Annotated in this window: 20 protein-coding genes; 16 read left to right on the top strand and 4 right to left on the bottom strand. The window is 69.1% G+C overall.

What is annotated here, in order from left to right; genetic code table 11:
* Nucleotides 1-125 precede the first annotated feature (125 nt).
* From F4561_RS20730 to F4561_RS20710, 5 genes are read left to right on the top strand one after another with little or no spacing between them, the layout of a single operon-like run.
* Nucleotides 126-1094, top strand: coding sequence for an ABC transporter ATP-binding protein (locus tag F4561_RS20730; RefSeq protein ID WP_312885401.1), 969 nt, complete (start codon nt 126-128; stop codon nt 1092-1094).
* Entirely contained in the window at nt 1091-1840 is a 750-nt protein-coding gene (locus tag F4561_RS20725; RefSeq protein WP_184581028.1) for an ABC transporter permease, read from the top strand. Before F4561_RS20730 ends, F4561_RS20725 begins: the two co-directional genes overlap by 4 nt.
* A gap of 8 nt (nt 1841-1848) precedes the next feature.
* Nucleotides 1849-2592, top strand: a complete 744-nt coding sequence (locus F4561_RS20720; protein WP_184581027.1) for an ABC transporter permease — start codon at nt 1849-1851, stop codon at nt 2590-2592.
* Between the two features lie 21 nt (nt 2593-2613).
* Nucleotides 2614-3837 (top strand): sensor histidine kinase, encoded by a 1224-nt coding sequence (locus tag F4561_RS20715; protein ID WP_184581026.1) that lies wholly within the window; start codon nt 2614-2616, stop codon nt 3835-3837.
* Nucleotides 3834-4541: a response regulator gene (locus F4561_RS20710; RefSeq protein WP_184581025.1), complete on the top strand. Its 708-nt coding sequence runs from the start codon at nt 3834-3836 to the stop codon at nt 4539-4541. The genes F4561_RS20715 and F4561_RS20710 overlap by 4 nt, the downstream gene beginning before the upstream one ends.
* Nucleotides 4542-4691: 150 nt before the next feature.
* Here F4561_RS20710 and F4561_RS20705 read toward each other — a convergent pair whose 3' ends face one another.
* Nucleotides 4692-5822, bottom strand: a complete 1131-nt coding sequence (locus F4561_RS20705; protein WP_221445565.1) for an FAD-dependent oxidoreductase — start codon at nt 5820-5822, stop codon at nt 4692-4694.
* A gap of 230 nt (nt 5823-6052) precedes the next feature.
* Between F4561_RS20705 and F4561_RS20700 the strand changes: the two genes are divergently transcribed.
* The 8 genes from F4561_RS20700 to F4561_RS33370 all read left to right on the top strand — a co-directional run bounded on the left by F4561_RS20700 (nt 6053) and on the right by F4561_RS33370 (nt 13607).
* Nucleotides 6053-7060 carry a zinc-binding dehydrogenase gene (locus F4561_RS20700; protein ID WP_184581024.1) on the top strand — a complete coding sequence of 336 codons (1008 nt, stop codon included), beginning with the start codon at nt 6053-6055 and terminating at the stop codon, nt 7058-7060.
* Nucleotides 7061-7383: 323 nt separating this feature from the next.
* Nucleotides 7384-8538, top strand: a complete 1155-nt coding sequence (locus tag F4561_RS20695) for a methyltransferase domain-containing protein (protein WP_184581023.1) — start codon at nt 7384-7386, stop codon at nt 8536-8538.
* A 165-nt stretch (nt 8539-8703) separates the two neighbouring features.
* Complete coding sequence (locus F4561_RS20690) at nt 8704-9627, top strand: ABC transporter ATP-binding protein (RefSeq protein WP_184581022.1); 924 nt, start codon at nt 8704-8706, stop codon at nt 9625-9627.
* Nucleotides 9624-10457, top strand: a complete 834-nt coding sequence (locus F4561_RS20685) for an ABC transporter permease (protein WP_184581021.1) — start codon at nt 9624-9626, stop codon at nt 10455-10457. Before F4561_RS20690 ends, F4561_RS20685 begins: the two co-directional genes overlap by 4 nt.
* The gene (locus tag F4561_RS20680) at nt 10457-11686 is read left to right on the top strand and encodes a sensor histidine kinase (protein WP_184581020.1); all 1230 of its coding nucleotides are present in this window, start codon (nt 10457-10459) and stop codon (nt 11684-11686) included. The genes F4561_RS20685 and F4561_RS20680 overlap by 1 nt, the downstream gene beginning before the upstream one ends.
* A complete protein-coding gene (locus tag F4561_RS20675) occupies nt 11683-12321 on the top strand; it encodes a response regulator transcription factor (protein WP_184581019.1) in 639 nt (212 codons plus the stop codon). Before F4561_RS20680 ends, F4561_RS20675 begins: the two co-directional genes overlap by 4 nt.
* Nucleotides 12322-12621: 300 nt before the next feature.
* Entirely contained in the window at nt 12622-13476 is an 855-nt protein-coding gene (locus F4561_RS20670; RefSeq protein ID WP_184581018.1) for a methyltransferase domain-containing protein, read from the top strand.
* Entirely contained in the window at nt 13476-13607 is a 132-nt protein-coding gene (locus F4561_RS33370) for a hypothetical protein (protein WP_281384103.1), read from the top strand. Before F4561_RS20670 ends, F4561_RS33370 begins: the two co-directional genes overlap by 1 nt.
* A gap of 305 nt (nt 13608-13912) precedes the next feature.
* On the opposite strand, the gene F4561_RS20665 is transcribed toward F4561_RS33370, so the two are convergent.
* The 3 genes from F4561_RS20665 to F4561_RS20655 are packed head-to-tail and all read right to left on the bottom strand — an operon-like array spanning nt 13913 to nt 16449.
* A complete protein-coding gene (locus tag F4561_RS20665; protein ID WP_312885399.1) occupies nt 13913-14677 on the bottom strand; it encodes an AAA family ATPase in 765 nt (254 codons plus the stop codon).
* Nucleotides 14678-14684: 7 nt separating this feature from the next.
* Entirely contained in the window at nt 14685-15065 is a 381-nt protein-coding gene (locus tag F4561_RS20660; protein ID WP_184581017.1) for a phosphotransferase, read from the bottom strand.
* On the bottom strand, nt 15055-16449 hold the full coding sequence (locus F4561_RS20655; protein WP_184581016.1) for a helix-turn-helix domain-containing protein: 1395 nt from the start codon (nt 16447-16449) through the stop codon (nt 15055-15057). The genes F4561_RS20660 and F4561_RS20655 overlap by 11 nt, the downstream gene beginning before the upstream one ends.
* Nucleotides 16450-16611: 162 nt before the next feature.
* On the opposite strand from F4561_RS20655, the gene F4561_RS20650 reads away from it, so the two are divergent.
* The 3 genes from F4561_RS20650 to F4561_RS20640 all read left to right on the top strand — a co-directional run bounded on the left by F4561_RS20650 (nt 16612) and on the right by F4561_RS20640 (nt 19310).
* Nucleotides 16612-17064 (top strand): glycine-rich domain-containing protein, encoded by a 453-nt coding sequence (locus tag F4561_RS20650; RefSeq protein WP_184581015.1) that lies wholly within the window; start codon nt 16612-16614, stop codon nt 17062-17064.
* 125 nt (nt 17065-17189) lie between these two features.
* Nucleotides 17190-17873 carry a class I SAM-dependent methyltransferase gene (locus tag F4561_RS20645; RefSeq protein WP_184581014.1) on the top strand — a complete coding sequence of 228 codons (684 nt, stop codon included), beginning with the start codon at nt 17190-17192 and terminating at the stop codon, nt 17871-17873.
* Between the two features lie 309 nt (nt 17874-18182).
* The gene (locus F4561_RS20640; RefSeq protein ID WP_184581013.1) at nt 18183-19310 is read left to right on the top strand and encodes a methyltransferase domain-containing protein; all 1128 of its coding nucleotides are present in this window, start codon (nt 18183-18185) and stop codon (nt 19308-19310) included.
* The last annotated feature ends 36 nt before the right edge of the window (nt 19311-19346 follow it).

Genomic DNA, 19346 nt, shown 5'->3' with positions numbered 1-19346 from the left:
TCCTGCCCGGCTGGACCGCGAGTGGGGCAAGTGTCTACCACGGTCGGATGCGCGTGCCTCGGTACAACCGGTTGTGTGGCTCCAGACAGGCGGGAATTGCCGCAGGAATCTAGGGAGAGACTGCCGTGGCCAGCGCAGACTTGGTTGGTTCGCCAGGGGAGGAAGAGCGGAAGCACACGGTTGTCCGCACGAGTGAGCTGACCAAGAGGTACGGCTCGGAGACAGTGGTCGACCGGCTCGGTGTGACGGTTCGCCGAGGAGAGATCTACGGCTTTCTCGGACTCAACGGCGCGGGTAAGAGCACGACGATGAAGATGCTGTTGGACCTGGCGCGTCCGACAGCGGGAGGCGTCACCGTCTTCGGGCTCGGGCTGGCGGCCAATCGTGCGCGGATCCTTCCGCGGATCGGGTCACTGATCGAGTCGCCTTCCTACTACGGACACCTGACGGGCGAGGAGAACCTGGAGATCGTCCGGATCCTCAAGAAGCTTCCCCAAGCCGAGATCGACCGGGTTCTCGGAGTGGTCCGCTTGACGGAAAACCGCCGCAAACCCGTCAGGAACTACTCGCTGGGGATGAAGCAGCGGCTTGGTCTCGCGATGGCGCTGATGGGGTCGCCGGAACTGCTGATCCTGGACGAGCCGACCAACGGTCTGGACCCCTCCGGGATTCAGGAGATCCGCGATCTGATTGTGCGCCTGCCGTCCCGTTTCGGCATGACTGTCCTCGTGTCGAGCCATCTGCTCTCCGAGGTCGAGCAGATGGCGGACACGGTGGGGATCATCGACCAAGGGCGCCTGCTCTACGAGGGGGCGCTGCGGGATTTCCGGGACCGCGGGTGGTTGCGGATCGCCGTGGCGGACAGCGCGTCGGCTGCCTCTGTGTTGCGGCGGGCGGGATGGCGGGTCACGACCGCCTCCGAGGGAGAGCTCGCTCTGCCGCTCCATCCCGACGAGCAGATCGCCCGTGTGGTGCGCATCTTGGTCGGTGCGGGGACGCAGCTCTACCGGGTGGAGGTGCGCCGCCGGACACTCGAAGAGGTCTTCCTGCAGATCACGGGCGAGGCGTCGGACGAAAAGCCGGTGCCGGCATGACGCGGGCGTTTCGCCTGGAAGTCCGCAAGCTGAAACGCACGCGCCTGTGGGTCCCTGTTGGCGCTGTCCTCGTATTCGAGTCCGGCTGGGTGATGGCGGCCCTGGTACGGACATTCGCCCAGCAGGGGGAGGTCGCGCGGGACACGGGTTATGTGCTCGGTCAGCTCATCCAGGTTCACGGGCTCTTCGCGCCGATCCTCGTGGCGGTCATCGCGTCCAGGCTGAGCGCTGTGGAGCACGAGGCGGACATGGTCAAGCAACTGTTCGCCATGAACCAGTCCCGGCAGAGCCTGTTCCGGGCGAAGTTCGCCACCGTGCTGATCGTCGTCCTTCTCTACACGGCCGCGGGCGGCGCCCTCCTCCTGGCGTTCGGCAGCATGACCGGGGTGGCAGCCAGATGGGAGCTGATCGGGATCTTCCTATCCGGCCTCATCGCCGCCAACCTCGCACCGATCAGCATCCACCTACTCTTGGCCCTGCTGATCGCGCGGCAGGCGGTGACGCTCGGGCTGGGCATCGTCGGCGGGGTCCTCGGGACGTTTGTGGGTTTCGTTCCCACCGCGGTCAGCCTGGCGGTGCCATGGCACCACTACGGGGTGGTCAATCCCGTCCGCATGGAGGTGGAGAACGGTTCGGTCACCGGGTTCCCCGCGGTTTCCGGGACCGAGATACACGTGGCGGTGGTCGCAGTCGTCGGAGCTGTCCTGTTCTGCACGTCCCAGTGGATCTACCGGCGCAGCGCATAGGGGAGGCCATGGCCGTAATCGCAATTGAGCGGATCAAGACGACAAGGAACTGGATCCTCTACGCCGTACTCACTTTCCTCATCGCGCTCAACCTGGCCAGCGGAGTGCGGAACTACCTGAACAACCGGCTGGTCTACGAGGAACAGGGCGTGACCTGGCTTGCGCTCTGGGGCCAGTCGGGGCTGCTGTTCGCCTTCTTCTGCCTGCCCATCGTCATCAGCGTCAGAGCCGCGATGGCGGTTCGCGTGGAGAACGAGAACCACAACTGGCGCAGAATGGCCTCCTACGATGCCGCGGTGAATCCCGTCTACCGGAGCAAGATCGCCTCACTGCTGCTGTTCTGCGGGGCGTGCCAACTCCTTTACCTGGCACTGTTCCTCGCCACGGGAATCCTGCTGGGCTTCGACCCCGGCCCAGGGCTCGTGGGGCGGTTCGTCCTCTGGGGCCTTGGCGGCTGGGTCGGTTCCTGCGCGGTGGCTCTCGTGCAGTTCTACGCCGCGCTTCGTACCGCGAGTGTCGCCAGCGCCGTCACAGTCGGTGTGCTCGGGACGATTGGCGGGTTCATCCTCACCGTCGTCTTCCCCTTCCTGGGGACGGTCTTTCCCTACACCCAGATCGGGGCGGGTATGCGGGTACGTGCGCTCGACTCCTTCACCGGGACGGAGGCCATGGCCTTCCTGGCCGTCAACCTGGCGCTCGTCGTCGGATTCGCGCTCGCCGGGGCCCGGTACGTGCAGCGGCGGGAGTACTAGCCGATGGGAGCCGCCACCGACGTGCGCGAAACGACAGGACCCGCGCTCTGGAAGCGTCCGCCCACCCGGTTCCTGGACCGGCATCCCCGCCTGGTCGACGTCGCCGTCGCGGGGGCGTACCTGCTCCCCACGGCAGTCGGCAGCGCGCACTTGCTGTTCATCGCGACCGGGCAGCCCTGGCGCGGATGGGCGGGACTCGCGGTGACCGCGGCGGTCACCGCCCTGCTGCTGCTCCGCCGTACCAGACCCGTGAGCGTTCTGGCGGCGTCGATCGGGTTCACCCTGGTGCAGGGAGTGGTCACCGGCCAACTGATCACCCCAGCGGTACCGATCATGCTCTACACCGTGGGTGTGCGCACGGGTCCCCGTGGCGCCGCCATCGCGTTCGCGAGTGCGGCGACCAGCACGACCGCCGCGCTCACCCTGGTCGACACGACGATCGGACTCGGCACCGTCGGAGGGCTCTCCTCCGCTCTCATCATCACGGCAGTCCTGCAGCTCTTCAGTGCGCTGCTGGGGGCACTGGTCGGGCTGCGCCGCCGCTACATCGACGCGCTCATCGAACGCGCCGAGCAGGCGGAGCGGGAACAGGAGCAGCGGACGCGACTGGCGCAGGCGGATGAACGGAACCGTATCTCCAGGGAGATACACGACATCGTCGGGCACACCCTCACCGCCATCGTCAACCTCTCCGACGGGGTTGACGCCTCGTTGACGAGTGATCCGGAACAGGCGCGACTGGGTGTCCGTAATATCAGCGAGATCGCCCGCGAGGCGCTCAGCGAAACCCGCAGTGTCCTCAGCAGCACGGGGTACGAGGAGCACACTGCTCCCCGCACGCCCCAGTCCGCCCAGGACTGGCTGGCCAAACCGCTCGACACCGCCAGAGCCACGGGACTGCACGTGGAGTGCAGCGAGAGCGGAGAACCGCCGACCGGACACAGTCTCCGGACGGGCGCGCAACGGATTGTGCAGGAGGCCGTCACCAACACGCTCCGGCACGCCGACGCTCCCACCAGGATCGATGTGCGCGTCACCCACGGTCCCGGCAGAACGGAGATCTTCGTTCGCGACGACGGCCGGACACCCGAGGTACCCACCCGCGGTTCTGGCCAGGGGCTGCTCGGGATGCAGGAGCGCGCCGTCCTCCAGCACGGATCCGCGACCGCCGGGCCCGCACCCGCGGGCGGCTGGTACGTCTACGCCGACCTCCGCTCACCGGAACCCACCGATGGAGAGCCATGAACGCGATCCGGGTCCTTCTCGTGGACGACCACGAACTGACACTCATGGGGTTTCGCATGACGCTCGCCTCTGACCCCGGGCTTGCGGTCGTCGGCTCCGCGGACAACGGTCAGGCGGCCATAGCCCAGGCTCGGCGCCTCGCACCGGACGTGGTCCTGATGGATGTCCGGATGCCCACCATGGACGGGATCGAGGCGACCGGGCGCATCACCTCCCAGTATCCGGGCTGCCGCGTCCTCATCCTGACCACCTTCGATATCGACGAGTACGCCTTCGACGGGCTCCGGGCGGGGGCGAGCGGTTTCCTCCTCAAGGACGTCAGACCCGCCGAGCTCCTTGACGCTATTCGCGCCATCGCCGCTGGCGACGCGGTGATCACGCCGCGCATCACCAGGAAACTGCTGGAACAGTCCTGGCCGTCCCCCTCGGAAAACGCCTCCGTCCGCCAAGCGGGGCGGGAGCGCCGGGAACCCGTCCCAGGGCTCGCGGAGTTGACCCCGCGTGAGGCCGAGATCATGTCCGCGATCGCTGAGGGGATGACCAACGGCGAGATCGCTGACCGCTTCACTCTGGCCGACACCACGGTCAAGACCTATGTCGGCAGGATCCTGCGCAAGCTCGGGCTCCGGGACCGGGTGCAGATCGTCATCCTCGCCTACGAAACCGGGCTCACCGTCCCCGGAACCCAGCGTTCGTCCGGTTGAGGCGCCCCGGGGCTTGCGGAACCTTGTCCGCGCAACGCCGCGGGCACCAGCGCGGCGCTGCCGTACCCCGCGCAGGTACGCGAGGGCGCGCCGCGGTCCCAGCCCTTGCACCGGCTCCAGCGGCAACTCCGCCGTGCTCCGCGCGCCCACTCACGTCGAGGAGTGGGCGGCGAGTGTGAACCTGGGGTCGGGCGGCTGGCCGCCGTCGGCGAGGTCCGCCGCTACCTCGCCGATCAGGGGCGCGAACTTCGCGCCGTGGCCGGAGCACGGTGAGCAGACCACCACGGGGCCGGTCCGGTCCAGTACGAAGTCCGCCCCCGATGTGGAGGTGTACAGGCAGGTCGCCTCGTTGAACGGTGTGGGCGCGAGGCCGGGCAGCCACTCGCGGACATAGTCGGTGACCCGGTCGCGGGCCGCCGGGGAGACCACCCCACTGCGGTCCCCGGGCGCGGTCGGCTCGCCGTCCGGGGCCAGATACTCGGCGAGCTTGCGCCCGTCACCGGGCCCGCCGTCGCGTCCACCGGGCAGGTTGTAGGTGTGCGCCGCCGCTCCTTCGTGCACCGCCGTCGGCCAGTCGGCGCCGAAGTCGCGCCGCGGAAAGTGGAACACCTGCTGCTGGGTGACGGTCAGCTCGGGCAGCGGGACCAGCCCGGCCAGCAGGTCCGCGGTCCACGCCCCGCAGGCCGCCACCACGCGGTGGGCGGTGACCGCGCCGCCGCCGGTCTCCACCCGGGCCCGGCCGCCCGCGATGGAGACCCGCTGGACCGGCGATTCGGGGTGTACCGACGCGCCGCGCCGCCGCGCGCAGGCGACGAACGCGTCCATCGCGCGGGCGGCGTCCACGGTTCCGGCTTCGGGGTGGAACACCACCCGCCCCTCGAAGCGCATCCCCGGCCACCGGCGCTGCGCCTCCTCGGCGGCGAGCAGCTCGTGCGGCACGCCGGCCTCGGCCAGCGCGGCGGCGATCCCATCGGTGTGCCACGGCTCGCCGTGGTCGAGCCCGCCGGTGATCCGGAGCAGCGGCTGCCCGGAGTCGCGCTCCAGCTCCCGCCACAACGCGAACGCCCGGCCGGTCATGCGCACATACAGCGGATCGGCGTAGGCGCGGCGGACGATGCGCGCGCTGCCGTGCGAGCTACCGTGGTCGTGCCCGAGGGAGAACTGCTCCAGCAGCGCCACCGAGTGGCCGCGGCGGGTGGCGGCCCATGCGGCGGCCGACCCCATCAGCCCGGCACCGACAACAGCGATATCCACCTCGGCGGGCAGCTCGTCCACGGCCATCACACCCCTCCGAAAAGAAGCCCCGGACTCGCGCCCGGGTTCGCGGTGGTCTCCCGTGCGGCGGGACGCCCGGATCGGCGCGCGCCACGCCGGACACAGTACGGGGCCCGCCGGTAGGCGAGCGGCACACCATCGGGGCTGACCGGTTGACCTAAACCTTGGTTGAGGTAACAGGCTGTCTCACGTGGCCGTGGAGATTCCCGGTCCCAACGTTGAGAGGAACGGTCGATATGCGCGCGGTTCAGGTGCGAAAGTTCGGCGACCCGGAGGTCCTGGAGCCCACCGAGGTGCCCGATCCGGCGGCCGGGCCCGGAGAGGTTGTTGTCGAGGCCGTCGCCGCCGACGTCCTCTACCTCGACACGTTGCTGCGCAGCGGGTGGGGCACGGACTACTTCCCGATAGAGCCGCCCTACGTCCCGGGCTCCGGGATTTCCGGGCGGGTGGCCGCGGTCGGTGACGGGGTGGACGCTGACCTGGTGGGAACACGGGTCCTCACCGAGACGGGCGAGATCGACCCCGAAACCGGACGGACGGCGGGGCCCACGGGCGGATACGCCGAACGGGCCGCGGTGCCGGTCACGTCGCTAATCCCGCTGCCCGACGGGGCCGGACCCCAGGAGGCTCTGGTGACGCTGCACGATGGCCCCCTCGCGCTGATGGTTTCCGACGCCGCCCCGGTCGAGGCCGACTCCTGGGTGCTGGTCGCGGCGGCGGCCGGCGGTGGGGGCAGCCTGCTCGTGCAGCTCGCGCGCGCCGCGGGAGCACGGGTCATCGGTGCCGCCCGCGGCCAGCGCAAACTGGAGTTCGTGCGCGAACAGGGCGCGGAGTTCGCGGTCGACTACTCCGAACCCGACTGGCAGGAGCGGGTGCGCCGGATCACGGGCGGGCACGGGCCGGCGGTGGTCTACGACGGAGCAGGGGGCGAGCTCGGCCGCCAGGCGTTCGAGGCCGTGGCGGACGGTGGTCGCATGGTGAGCTACGGCTCCGGCAGCGGTAGCTTCGCCGACGTCGACCCCGCGGAGGCGGAGCGCCGCGGCGTGCGCGTGACGGGCCTCCTCGACCTGCCCGCCGAGACCGGCGACTCGCGCAGGCGCCTGGTCGCGCGGGCGCTGGAGCTGGTCGCGGCGGGCCGGATCACACCCGTGATCGGCCAGACCTTCGAGCTGGACCGGGCGAGCGAGGCGCACGCAGCGCTGGAGGGGCGCACGACCGTGGGTAAGACGCTGCTGGCGATCTAGGGGTGCCGGGGGTGGCCGGTTCCGGTGTCCCCGGTGCGGGTGTGGAGTTCGTTGATGTCGTCGGGAGACTCCACCGGTTGGCGGTGTGCCGCTGGTGGGGCACGCCCAGACGGGCCCGCGCGAGGCCGCCAGGGATCTGTGGCCGTGTTCGGTCGTTTTCCTGACACTGCGCGGTCACCGGGTTACCGTCGCGATGTAGTGTCCCCGACTACAGGAGGACTCGTGAGCAAGCACGAGGGGCCCCAGCAGCCGCCACCCCAGCCGGCGCCCGAACCCATTCCGCCGAGCCCTGATGGGGGGCCACCACCCGGCAGGCACGAGAAGTGACCGACGACCTGGCCGAGCTTGAGAAGTGCCTGCTCGACGCCGGGGTACTCACCCCGGCGTGGGCAGGCGCGTTTCAGGCCGTCCCACGGTCGTTGTTCCTGCCCGATCTCGTGTGGCCGTTCGATCCCGACACCGGGCAGACCGTCACCGTGGATCGGCGCGACGACCCCGACGCCTGGAATCGGTGGGCTGAAGCGGACGCCCCGATCACGATCCAGTGGGACGACGGGCAGCACGAGGGTACCGACCCCGGCTATCTGTATACCTCTTCGGCGTCGATGCCATCCATCGTGTTCCGCATGTTGCGTGATCTCGACGTCTACCCGGGTATGCGGGTGCTGGAGGTCGGCACCGGCACCGGATGGAACGCCGCACTCCTGTCATCTCGCCTGGACTCGGAGAACGTGACCACGGTCGAGCTCGACGAGCAGGTCGCCACGCGGGCGCGGACCAACCTGATCCGCGCCGGGTACTCGCCGACGCTGGTCACCGGCGACGGCGCGGCGGGCTGCTTGGCCGGCGCGCCCTACGACCGGGTGATCGTCACCTACGGCACGCGCCGTGTCTCGCCCGCGTGGATCGAGCAGACCCGGCCGGGCGGCATCATCCTCGCCCCGTGGGGCACCGACTACAGCGTGCGGGATGCCCTGGCCCGCCTGGTCGTCGCCGACGACGGCGCGTCCGCGTCCGGGCCGCTCGTCAGACCCGCCCAGTTCATGAAAGCGCGTGATCAGCGACTGTCCTGGCCCCGGCACGAAGAGTACGTCACCGACTGGCCCGGTGAGACATCGACCACGACCCTTCCGTTGGGCGTGGTCACGTCCGGCGACCCGTATGGGCTCGTGGAGTTCGCCTTGGGGCTGCTGGTGCCCGACTGTGCCCACGGCGTTCACGACCAGGGCGACGAGGTCAACGTGTGGTTCTTCGGGCTGACGGACCGTTCGTGGGCGCTGGTGCGATACACCGGCGACGAGGAGGCCGACGTGCACCAGTCCGGGCCGCGCCGGCTGTGGGACGAGGTCGAGGCCGCCTACCGGTGGTGGGATAACGCCGACCGCCCCGGATGGGGCCGGCTCGGGCTGACCGTGACCGCTGATGGGGAACACCGGATATGGGTTGACGAGCCAAGTCGGGTGTTGCCCCGAGGCTGAGGGGATAGGACGAGCGGCCGTTTTACGGCTGTGGGGTTCGGGGCTGGGCCGCTGGACACCGGTGCGCCGGCCGCCGGCAGGAGGCCCGCCTCCTCCGAACGGAGGAGGCGGGCGAGCCCGGCCGGTCGACGCGCGCCCCTGCTTCGGCTTGAAAAGGTCGAAGGCATGGATACCACGTACTCCGCCTCCTCCCACCGGGAGGGGACCGCGGTCTCGGCCCGAGGGCTACGCAAGAGCTACGGCTCAACCACCGCCGTGGACGGCATCGACCTCGACATCTCCGCTGGTGAGGTGTTCGCCCTCCTGGGGCCGAACGGGGCCGGAAAGTCCACCGCTGTGGAGATCCTGGAGGGGTTCCGCCACCGCGATGCCGGCGAGGTCCACGTGCTGGGAGCCGACCCCGGCACGGCCGGAAGGTCCTGGCGGGCGCGCATCGGCATCGTCTGGCAACACCGGGTTGAGGGCTCCCCGCTGACCCCCCTCGACGTCGTACGGCACTTCGCCGGCTACTACCCCGAAAGCTGGGCCCCCGAGGAGGTCCTGGAACGAGTGGGCCTGGGCGACAAGGCGCGGGCCCGGGTGCGTTCGCTGTCCGGCGGGCAGAGCCGCCGCCTCGACGTCGCACTGGGCATCGTCGGCCGTCCCGAGCTGCTGTTCCTGGACGAGCCCACCACCGGGTTCGACCCGGAGGCCCGCCGCCGGTTCTGGACCCTGATCCGCGACCTGGCCGGCGAAGGCACCACCATCGTGCTCACCACCCACTACCTGGACGAGGCCGAGGCCCTGGCCGACCGCGTCGCCGTTATCAGCAAGGGCCGCATCGTGGCCCGCGGCACGCCCGCCACCCTCGGAGGACGCGCCGAAGCCCTGGCCACCGTGTCCTGGACGGACGACGGCCACCGCCAGCAGATCCGCACCGCGGAGCCCACCAGGGTCGTCGCCGAGCTGATGCCCACCTTCCCCGGTGAGATCCCCGAACTCAGTGTGCACCGCCCGACCCTGGAGGAGACCTACCTCCGGCTGATCGAGGAGCCCGGCGCCGACGCCCAGGAGAGCCCCGCTGAGAGCCGAGAGGAACTGCCCACATGAGCCAGTCGACCACCCTGCCCACCGCCCCGTTGCCCGGGGCACTGCGCATCGGCGCCTCCCGCGGGGTCCTGGAGGTCCGCGAGTTCTTCCGCGAGTGGGAGACGGTGGTGTTCACCTTCTCCCTGCCGACGCTCATCCTGGTGCTGTTCTCGTCGATCTTCGAGGGCATCACCGAGACGCCGAGCGGGATGTCCGTCACCGAGTTCTACCTGCCCGGTCTGGTCGCCATGGGGTTGATGTCGGTCAGCTTCCAGAACCTGGGTATCGGCATCGCCAACGAACGCAGTAACGGTACCCTGCGTCGCCTGCGGGGAACCCCCATGCCGCCCGCCGCGTACTTCGTCGGTAAGAGCGTCCTGGTCCTGGCACTGGCGGCGGGGCAGGTGACGTTGTTGCTGGCCGTCGCCGGCCTGGTCTATGGGGCCGATCTCCATCTCGGCGTCGAAGGGTGGCTCACCTTCGCCTGGGTGCTCGTGCTGGGCACGGTGCCCTGCGCCTTCCTCGGTATCGCCATCAGCAGCGCGGCGCGCAGCGTGCAGGCCGCCAGCGGCATCGTCGTGGTGCCGTTCCTGGTCCTGCAGTTCCTCTCCGGGATCTTCTTGCCGGCCGCGATCCTACCGGAAGGGGCGCTCACCGCGGCCTCACTGTTCCCGCTCAAGTGGATGGCCCAGGGCATGCGGGCGGCGTTCTACCCCGAAGCGGCCGCGGTGATGGAACCCTCCGGTGGTTTCGACCTGCACCTGGTCGCCGGTGCCCTCGGAGCCTGGTGCGTGGTAGGGCTGGTGCTGTGCCTGCTGACGTTCCGCTGGAAGACCGCGAAGGACGGCTGATGCCCGCACCGTCGCAGGGCCGGATCGACGACGCCTCCGGCATCGTCGATCCGGGGATGTCCCGGTTGTGGCACGTCCTCTTCACCGCCGGTGTGGGCGCCACCACGGCTCTCGCTGTCACCTATGGCGATCCCGGTTGGCGCTGGGCCCCTATCCCGTTGATGGGGGTGCTCCTGGCGCTGCACTTCACCGTCGGCCGGCGGATCCTGCGCGACCAGGACAACCTCTACGGCTCCCGCACGGCGGTGCTGTTCGTCTACGGCGTCACCGCCTGTTACATGCCCGTGGTGGTCGTCTCCCCGTCGGCCGCGGTGGGGTTGTTCGTGGTATCGCCCCTGGTCTACATGACCGGCGGCGTCACCTCCGGCACCGCCGCCGTCTCCGCCGTGCTGGTGGTGCCCGAGCTGGTCCGCGCCGGACTGGGGCTCACGGACTGGTCCTCGCTGCCCCTCCAACTCGCGGTGTACGTGCTCGTCATCGGATTCGCGCACTGGTTCGGCACGTGGCTCTTCCGGGTGGTGACCCAGAGCGAGGAGCGGGCCACACTGATCGCCGAGCTGCAGCGCAGCCAGGCCGATGTGGCCCGCCTGTCCGAGGAGGCGGGGGCCCTGGCCGAGCGCGAGCACCTGGCCCGCGAGATCCACGACACCCTCGCCCAAGGTTTCACCAGCATCATCACCCTCGCCCAAGCCGTGGAGTCCGAGCTGGACTCGGATCCCTCCGCGGCGCGGCGCCACGTGGCGATGATGCGCGAGACCGCCCAGGAGAACCTCGGCGAAGCCCGTGCCCTGGTGGCGGGCCGCGCCCCGGCGCATCTGGACGAGGACTCCCTGGAACAGTCGCTGCGGCGCATCGTGGCGCGCCTGGGCGAGGAACTGGACGTCGACGCCCGCATCCGCGTGCTCGGTGCGGCGACGCCGCTGCCGCCGCAGGCACAGGTGGGCCTGGTGCGTGCGGCCCAGGAGGCCCTGGCCAACATCCGCAAGCACGCTGAGGCGACCTCTGTTCAGGTGCTCCTGAAGTACTCCACCGACGAGCTACGCCTGACCGTCGAGGACGACGGCCGCGGGTTCGTCCCCGCCGCCGCCCCCAACGGGCACGGGCTGGGCAACCTCCGCCACCGTGCCGAGGCGCTGGGCGGGACGTGCCTGGTGGACAGCGCACCGGGCCGGGGCACCCGCATCCACATCGAGCTGCCCCTACCCGGGGCGAAGGAGGCCGTGCCATGATCCGCGTCCTACTCGTGGACGATCACCCCCTGGTGCGGGAAGGGGTCCGCGCCATGCTCTCCGCCGAGGACGACCTGGAGGTGGTGGGGGAGGCCGCCTCCAGCCAGGAGGCCGTCACCGCCGCCGAGAGCCTCGCCCCCGATGTGGTGCTGATGGATCTGCGGATGCCGGGCGGGGACGGGGTGGGGGCGACCGAGCGGATCCTGCGGCATTCCCCCGACTGCCGGGTGCTGGTGCTGACCACCTACGACACCGACACCGACATCCTGCGCGCCGTGGAGGCAGGCGCGGCCGGATACCTGCTCAAGGACACCCCGCGGGCGGAGCTGGCCCAGGCAGTGCGTACGGCGATGCGCGGGGAGACGGTGCTGGCCCCCGCCGTCGCCGGAAAGCTCGTCTCCGGCATACGGGAGCGGCGCGAGGCTCCGCAGCTCACCGAGCGCGAGGTCGAGGTGCTGCGCTTGGCCGCCGACGGATGCAGCAACGCCGAGATCGGGCGGAAACTGTTCATCAGCGGCACCACCGTCAAGACCCACCTGATGGGCGCTTACACCAAGCTCGACGTCTCCGACCGCACCGCCGCGGTCACCAAGGCCATGCGCCTGGGGTTGCTGTCCTCGGACGGACCCGAGTGAGGGCATTGGTAGGTGCTCGGCCCCGGGCGCGGTGAGGGTGTCCGTGGCACCATCCCCGGCGTTGCTCATTGGCGATCTTGAGGATTCCGTTCCTTTACCGCGCTACAAAGGAACGGAATCCTCAAGATCAGCGCCCAACTCGCTCAATGGGCACGCCCAGACGGGCCTGCAGCGAGGCCGCCAGGGAGCTGTGGCCGTCTCCGGCCGTTCTCCTGACACTGCGCGGTCGCCAGGTTACCGTCACGGTGTAGTGCCCCGACTGCAGGAGAACCTGATGAGTCGACACGCCCCTGAAAGCGCATGACCCCCGGAGAGAAAACGGTCGCCGCTGTCGACCGTGAACCGTTCATCCCCGGCACGATTTATGTGCGTAGCGAGGACACCGGGTGGCTGGTCCCGCTCCACCGTGACGACGACCCACACCGGTGGCGCGCGCTCGTCGACTCCGACCAGGCGGTGGTCACCGCCGTCGGCTACGACCCGCGCCTACCCGAACACCTGCGCGACCCCGCCACTGGGCGGGGCGTGATGCCGACCTCTTCCAGTAGCGGCCGACCGGTTATGGCGCGCATGCTCGACGCGCTCGACTTGGAGCCGGGCATGCGGGTCTTGGAGGTCGGCACCGGAACTGGGTACAACGCCGCCCTGCTGGCCTACATCGTCGGGGGAGGCATGGTCACCAGCGTCGAGAGCGAACCCGGGCTGGCCGAGCATGCCCGCGCCGCCCTGGACACGGCCGGGTTTCACGTGGATGTGGTTACCGGCGACGGAGCTCACGGGCACCCCCCAGGTGCCCCGTATGACCGGGTGGTCGCGACCGCCGCCGTGCACACCCTGCCGTATGCGTGGGTGGCCCAAACCCGTCCCGGCGGGGTGTTGGTCGTCCCGTGGGCGCCGACGTTCCACCCCGACGGCCCTCTGGCCGTGCTCACGGTCGGCGAGGACGGCACCGCCTGTGGCCGGTTCGTGGGGCCGGCGCACTTCATGCCGCTGGACACCCAACGTGTCGACCCTGGTGAGGTGAATCGGCTGCACGAGGTGTGGGAGGCCGAGGGGGTTCCGGACTGTGCCCGGTTCGGGGTGACCGTCACCCCTCAGGGTCAGCAGGTGTGGCTGGATGCCCCCGACAACCACATATCGCAGATGGAGGGCTGATGCGTAAGCACGAGAAGGAAGTGAACTGCTCCGGTTGCGGTGGCAAGAAGGTCGTCCAACGGTCGCATGACGGTGAGGTCGTGTGGGAGCCGTGCCAGTTGTGCAACGGCACCGGCAAGCAGCCCTCCTGACCCCGCGCTCTGTGCCTGGTCGCCGTCGCCGAGGCGGAGTAGATTCCCTGCGGGACGATTCAGGCATTCTTTCCTCACTCGCGGGACTGGAGCATCTCTCTCAGGCTTTCCAGCGGACCAGGTCAGGGCGCCGATATGTGTTCTGACCTGGATTTTCTGCCGGTGGCTGTCGTTCGGTGTCGGTTGTTAGCGGGATGCCGTGGTGCACGTGTGACGCACGACGACACCCACCGACATTGACCGACTTCGGTCGTTCTCCTGGCACAACACGGCCGCCGGATTACCGTCGCCGGAGTAGCCTGCGGTCATTCGTCGACGAGGTGACGCAGGTACTTCTCGGGTTTGGCGAGGTAGCGCCGCCAGTGGTCGACGAGTTCGAGCTTGTCCCAGGTGGTGTGGTGTGCCCCGGTGTCGGTGAACTCGATGATGTCGGCCTCGGGCGTCGCGGCGAGGATGGGGGAGTGTGTGGCGCAGATGATCTGCGCGCCTCCTTCGCCGGCTTCGTGCAGCAGTCCCACCAGTTGCAGGCAGCTCATGAAGGACAGGGCAGCCTCGGGTTCATCCATCAGGTACAGCCCCGGCTCGGAGAGGATGGTGCGCAGCACGGTGAGGTAGCCCTCGCCGTGGCTGCGTACGCGTAGGTCCTCCTGCCAGTAGCCGGGCAGGATGTACTCGAACGAGGAGACGTAGTTGATGAAGTCGAAGGCGGTTTCAGCGCGCAGGAAGTAGCTGCGCTTCTTCAACTTGCGGTTCGCGGCGTACTTCGCCCCCTGGGCGGTGAGGTCGAGTTCTAGGTGCTGTCCGAGCGGGGAGCGCTCCTGCACTGGTGTTTTGCGGGTCTGGCTTCCCCGGCCGCCGCGGGCGTTGATGCCGTAGGCTTCGGCGACCGCCTCGATCAATGTGGACTTGCCGGACCCGTTCTCGCCCACCAAGAACGTCACTGGCTGCGTGAACTCCAGTCCCTCATGGAGGAGCTGGCCGATCGCGGGGATGGTGTAGGGCCACTCTTGGGGGTCCGGGGCGTCCCCGCCGAGACGGTCATCCGAGACGTGGAGGCGTTGGATCAGCACGTGCGGGTCACCTTCGAGTCAGCAGGTCATCGGCCAGACGGTGCAACAGGGCGACCAGTGCAGGATAGTCGCCGTGCACGGAGCGTTGCAGCATCCGCGCGATCACCAGGAGCTGAGAGCGCACCCCGTCGGGCGTGTCGAGGACGTCGGTGAACTCCTCACGCACCCTGGCGGCCACGTCGGGCACGAGAAGGCTGTGACAGTACAGCGTGGCCGCGTCGTAGCCGAGAGGGGCCATACCCCATCCCTCCCAGTCCAGCAGCACGCATCCGGGGGCGGTGACGTTGTTCCAGTGCAGGTCGCCGTGGGCGCAGACCCACATCTGCACGGTGGTATCCACTCGGTCGGCTTGGACGTCGGTCAGGAACGCACTCCACTCAGCTGCCATTGGGTTCGGGGCTGGATTGCTGGATTGGGGCGTGAGCGGGAAGTGAGTGGAGGTGGTCGGCCAGGGATCGAACGATCGGGCCAGGGCGAGAATCGACGGCTAGGTCCCCGTGCAGGGCGTGTAGGCGCCGCCTGGTTGTCTCCCGCAACGAGGGCGGGGGCACGGTGTCGAGGATCGAGTTGGCCAAGGAGCACGCGCCGTTGGCGTCATGTTCGGCGGCGGCCGTGCGTGCCAGGATCGCTGTGGCCGCGGCCCATCCGCCGGAGCCAATCCGTTTGAGTCCTCGGGCCGTCTCCGCGTGCTGGCGCGCCGCGGCGGGATCTCCCAGGGTCAGGTGCGCTTCGCCCAGATGCTGGTGCATCTCAGCGGCATCGAAACCCCACCGGTTTGCCCGGTCCTCTTCTGCTGCGTCCATGCGCAGCTGGGCTCGGCGGGCGGCGTCGCGGGCCTCTCGTTCAAGGCCCATCCGGGCCAAGGGGCGCAGTTCGCACCAGGCGGCGATTTGGGCCTGCTGGAGCGCCCCCGAGGCCAGCTCGCTCGCCTGGGCGGCAAGTTCCAAAGCGTCGGTGTCGCGTCCCTGGAACGCCGTCACCATGGACTGGGCGCCTACGCTCCAACCGGCCAGGTGCATATCTCCCCCGTCGGTCCCCAGGCGAGCGCCGGTTCCTAGATGGATGTGAGCGCCAGGGTAGTCAGAGGCGGAGAAAGCGAAGTCGCCCAGCAGTGCGGACAGCCATCCGGCCAGGGTGCGTAGCTCCGTGCGGTCGCGGTCGGTCTGTGGTCGGGCGAGCATGCCCACGACCAGGCTGCGGCAGCGGTGGACTTCGGCGCCCATGACGGTGGGCGGGTGGTTGCCGTAGTGGGTGGCGTAGTAGTCCAGCGCGCGGTGAACGTGCTCGCGGGTCTGCGATCCACCGGCGGGGCCCTCGACCTCCATCTGCAGCGCGATGCTGTCGGTCACCGCCTTCAGCGGCGCATGGTTGGCCATGGGCACTCCCTGCTCGCGTGGGTGAGGCCGACCGTACCAATCTTGCCCGGCCACACCGAGGCATACCGGAGAGATGGCGAAGACATCGGCCAAGGCGGCGGTGTAGTCGGAGCTTGGGGTGACCCCGTTGTGCTCCCATCGGCAGATGCGTGCTTCGCTGAGTCCGGGGTCGGCCTGCCCGCGGGCGCGCAGTGCCTCAGAGACGGCGTCGGCCAGTTGGCGGCGCGTCCATCCATAGGCGAGCCGCCACCCCTGAAGCGGATGCATCTCGGGTAGGAGCCGAGTGATCTCTGCGGCGACGGCTTCTACGCTGCGTCCGGAGCGCTGGCCCTCAATACGGATTCGGGCAGCGGCACGGGCGAGTTCGGCCCGGCGTCGGCGACTGATCGGCGGCATGGGCACCTCCGACAAGGGGTGACCCGAGACTAGCCCGGCCCAACCGATCGCGACATTGCCCTGAGGGGCAATGTCGCCCTCACTTGGCGTCATTGAGTTGTGTGCCCCGCGCGCCGTTGACTGGAAAACGTCCGGCTCCCGACACGCTGGAGGAGATCCCCGATGACCGCCACGGCGACCGCGCCCGCCCCCGCTGCCGTCCGCGACCCCCGCGCATTTGTCCCACCTGAGGTGTGGGACCGCGAGATCGCACTGCTTATCCGCGACCACCCCTGGGACACTGTGATGGCCGAACGGTGCTTTGACCAGGCCATCGCCTACCTGATCACCGCGATGGAGAAGCACGGCCAGCACCTCGGTCTGGGGTGCGGGCCGCTGATCGACATCGCCGTGCACGGCTTCATCCTCGACACCACCAACTACCGCGAGTTCTGCGCCCGGCACTTCAACGGCGGTTTCCTGGAGCACACGCCCGAGGTCGAGTTCAAGTACGACGGGTCGGTCATGAAGACCGCCCACGTGATCGAGAACAACGGCTTCGCCGTGGACTGGCCGTTGTGGGAGCGCGACGGCGCCAAGTGCACCCCCTGCTACCCCGGCAGCGACTGCCACTGACCCCTACCGGACCACGTCGGGGCCGCACCTGCAGGTGCGGCCCCAATTTCGTGTGTCCGCCGGCGACCGTGCGCGCGCTGGCGCTAGCGTGTGGCCCCTGCCGTCGTCACAAGGGCCTCACACACATGAGCGAGATCATTGGCACCACAGATACCTCCGGCCTCTCCCGCTACTGGGACCGCTACGCCTCCGGCATGACGTCCGAGTCTCGCGAGAAGGCGTTGAAGGACGCCTTCGGGTGGTGCCAGTACGAAGGACACGGCCCCGGCGACGAACTTCTGGGAGACGTGCTGTCCACCCTGGAGTTGGGGTTCGGACGCGGCAACGCGGTCGCCGCTCTGGCTACCAAAGGGATTGAGGCCACCGGTGTTGACGTCTCACCCCTGCAGCGCGAACAGGCTGCAGCGCAGTGGGGCGACCTGTCCGGCGCCACGTTCGTGCGGGCCGATGTGTGCGCGTACCTCGCTGATACCTCTCAGTCCTGGGACGCGATCTACTCGATCTGGGGTGCGCTGTGGTTCACCGACCCTGATCGGCTGCTGCCGCTGATCCGTGAGCGGCTGAGCCCGGGTGGGCGGTTGGTGTTCTCCCATGCCCCGCCCGTGCCCGGTAGCTATGGCGTGCAGGGGATGTACGGCGGCGGGTTCACCGGCCGCCGAACCTGGGTGTACCGGTGGGCCTACGAACCCGAAACCTGGGCCGCCATCCTGGGCGAGCATGGCTTCGCTGACATTGACGCCCGTGTACATCCCGCCCCCGAAGCGGACTTGCTGGGAACTCTCATCGTCATCGCACATCGCTCACCATGAGCCGAAACCGCGGCACCGGCTGCAGGTCGACGAGCCTGGCCGGGTGTTGTCCCGCGGCTGACGGGATGGTGTCTGGATGAAACCGCATCCGTGTTTCTGGGCCGCCGGGTGATGGTCGGCTGAATGGCCGTCTTCGGTCGTTCTCCTGACACAGTGTGGTCGCCGGGTTACCTTGGCCGGAGTAGCAGCCCCAGCTACAGGAGGTCCAGCAGTGGGCAAGCACGAAGACACCAGTGACAGCGACGGTCACAAACCCGAGAAGGACATTCCACCGCCACCTCCCCCAGAGCCAACTCCTCCGGACAAGAAGTGACGTCGGACCTAGTCGCCCGGATTGTCGAGTCGGGCGACCTTTCGGAGCAGTGGACACCTACCTTCGAGCGTGTGCCCCGCGAGAACTTCATCCCCGAAATCATCTGGGATGAGGAACGCCAGGCCGTGCACCGCGCCGACGCCCCACACCGGTGGAACCAGCTCGTCTGCGCCGACGCCCCCGTCATCACCCAGCTCGACGACGGCGCCGAGACCGGGCCGGGCTACATCTCGTCGTCGGCGTCCAAGCCGTCGATCGTGGCGATGATGCTGGAGGCGCTCGACGTCGCCGAGGGGTACCGGGTTCTGGAGGTTGGCACCGGCACAGGGTGGAACGCTGCCCTGCTGGCCGACAGACTCGGTGATGAGCGGGTGACGACGGTCGAGGTTGACCCGGTGCTGGCCGAGGCCGCGCGTAAGGCGCTGGCTGACGCTGGTTACCACCCCACGGTTCTCTGTGGTGACGGCATGGCCGGTTCCCCGGCGAGCGCCCCGTATGACCGGGTGATCGCTACCGCTGCTGTGCAGCGGGTCCCGTATGCGTGGGTGGAGCAAACCCGGCCTGGTGGCCGCATCGTCGCCCCGTTCGGCACCGCGTTCCACAACGGGACGCTGCTGAGGTTGACGGTCCACGGTGATGGTTCCGCGTCGGGTCGTTTCGGCGGCAACGTGGGATTCATGTGGGTTCGCGACCAACGCACACCGCATGGCGCGGTAGAGGATCGGGTGCGTCCCGAGCACGACTACACGGAGACCACCACCGAGGTACATCCCTACGAGCCGGTCGCCGACTTCGACGCGAGTTTCGTGGTTGGTCTTCAGGTGCCGGACATGAAATCCACCGTGGTACACGATGGCGAGCCCGCCGAGGGCCGGTTCACCGTGTACCTGATGGACCCCGACTCCGGGTCCTGGGCCTCATGGCGGGTCACCCCGGAGAGGGTCGGCGGGTACCGGGTGCGTCAGCACGGCCCGCGGATGCTCTTCGACGAACTGTCTGCCGCCTACACGTGGTGGCAGCAGACGGGACGGCCCGCTCACACCCGACTCGGCCTCACCATGACCGCCGAGGGAGAGCACCTGCTGTGGGTCGACGAGCCTGGCCGGGTGTTGTCCCGCGGCTGATGGGGTGGTGTCTGGTCGCCGTCTGCCTCGTTAGAC

The organism is Lipingzhangella halophila (genome assembly GCF_014203805.1).
In the GTDB taxonomy this organism is placed as follows: Bacteria; Actinomycetota; Actinomycetes; order Streptosporangiales; family Streptosporangiaceae; genus Lipingzhangella; species Lipingzhangella halophila.
Note: the sequence above shows the minus strand (reverse complement) of the source record. Positions and strands in the feature narration are given on the sequence as shown.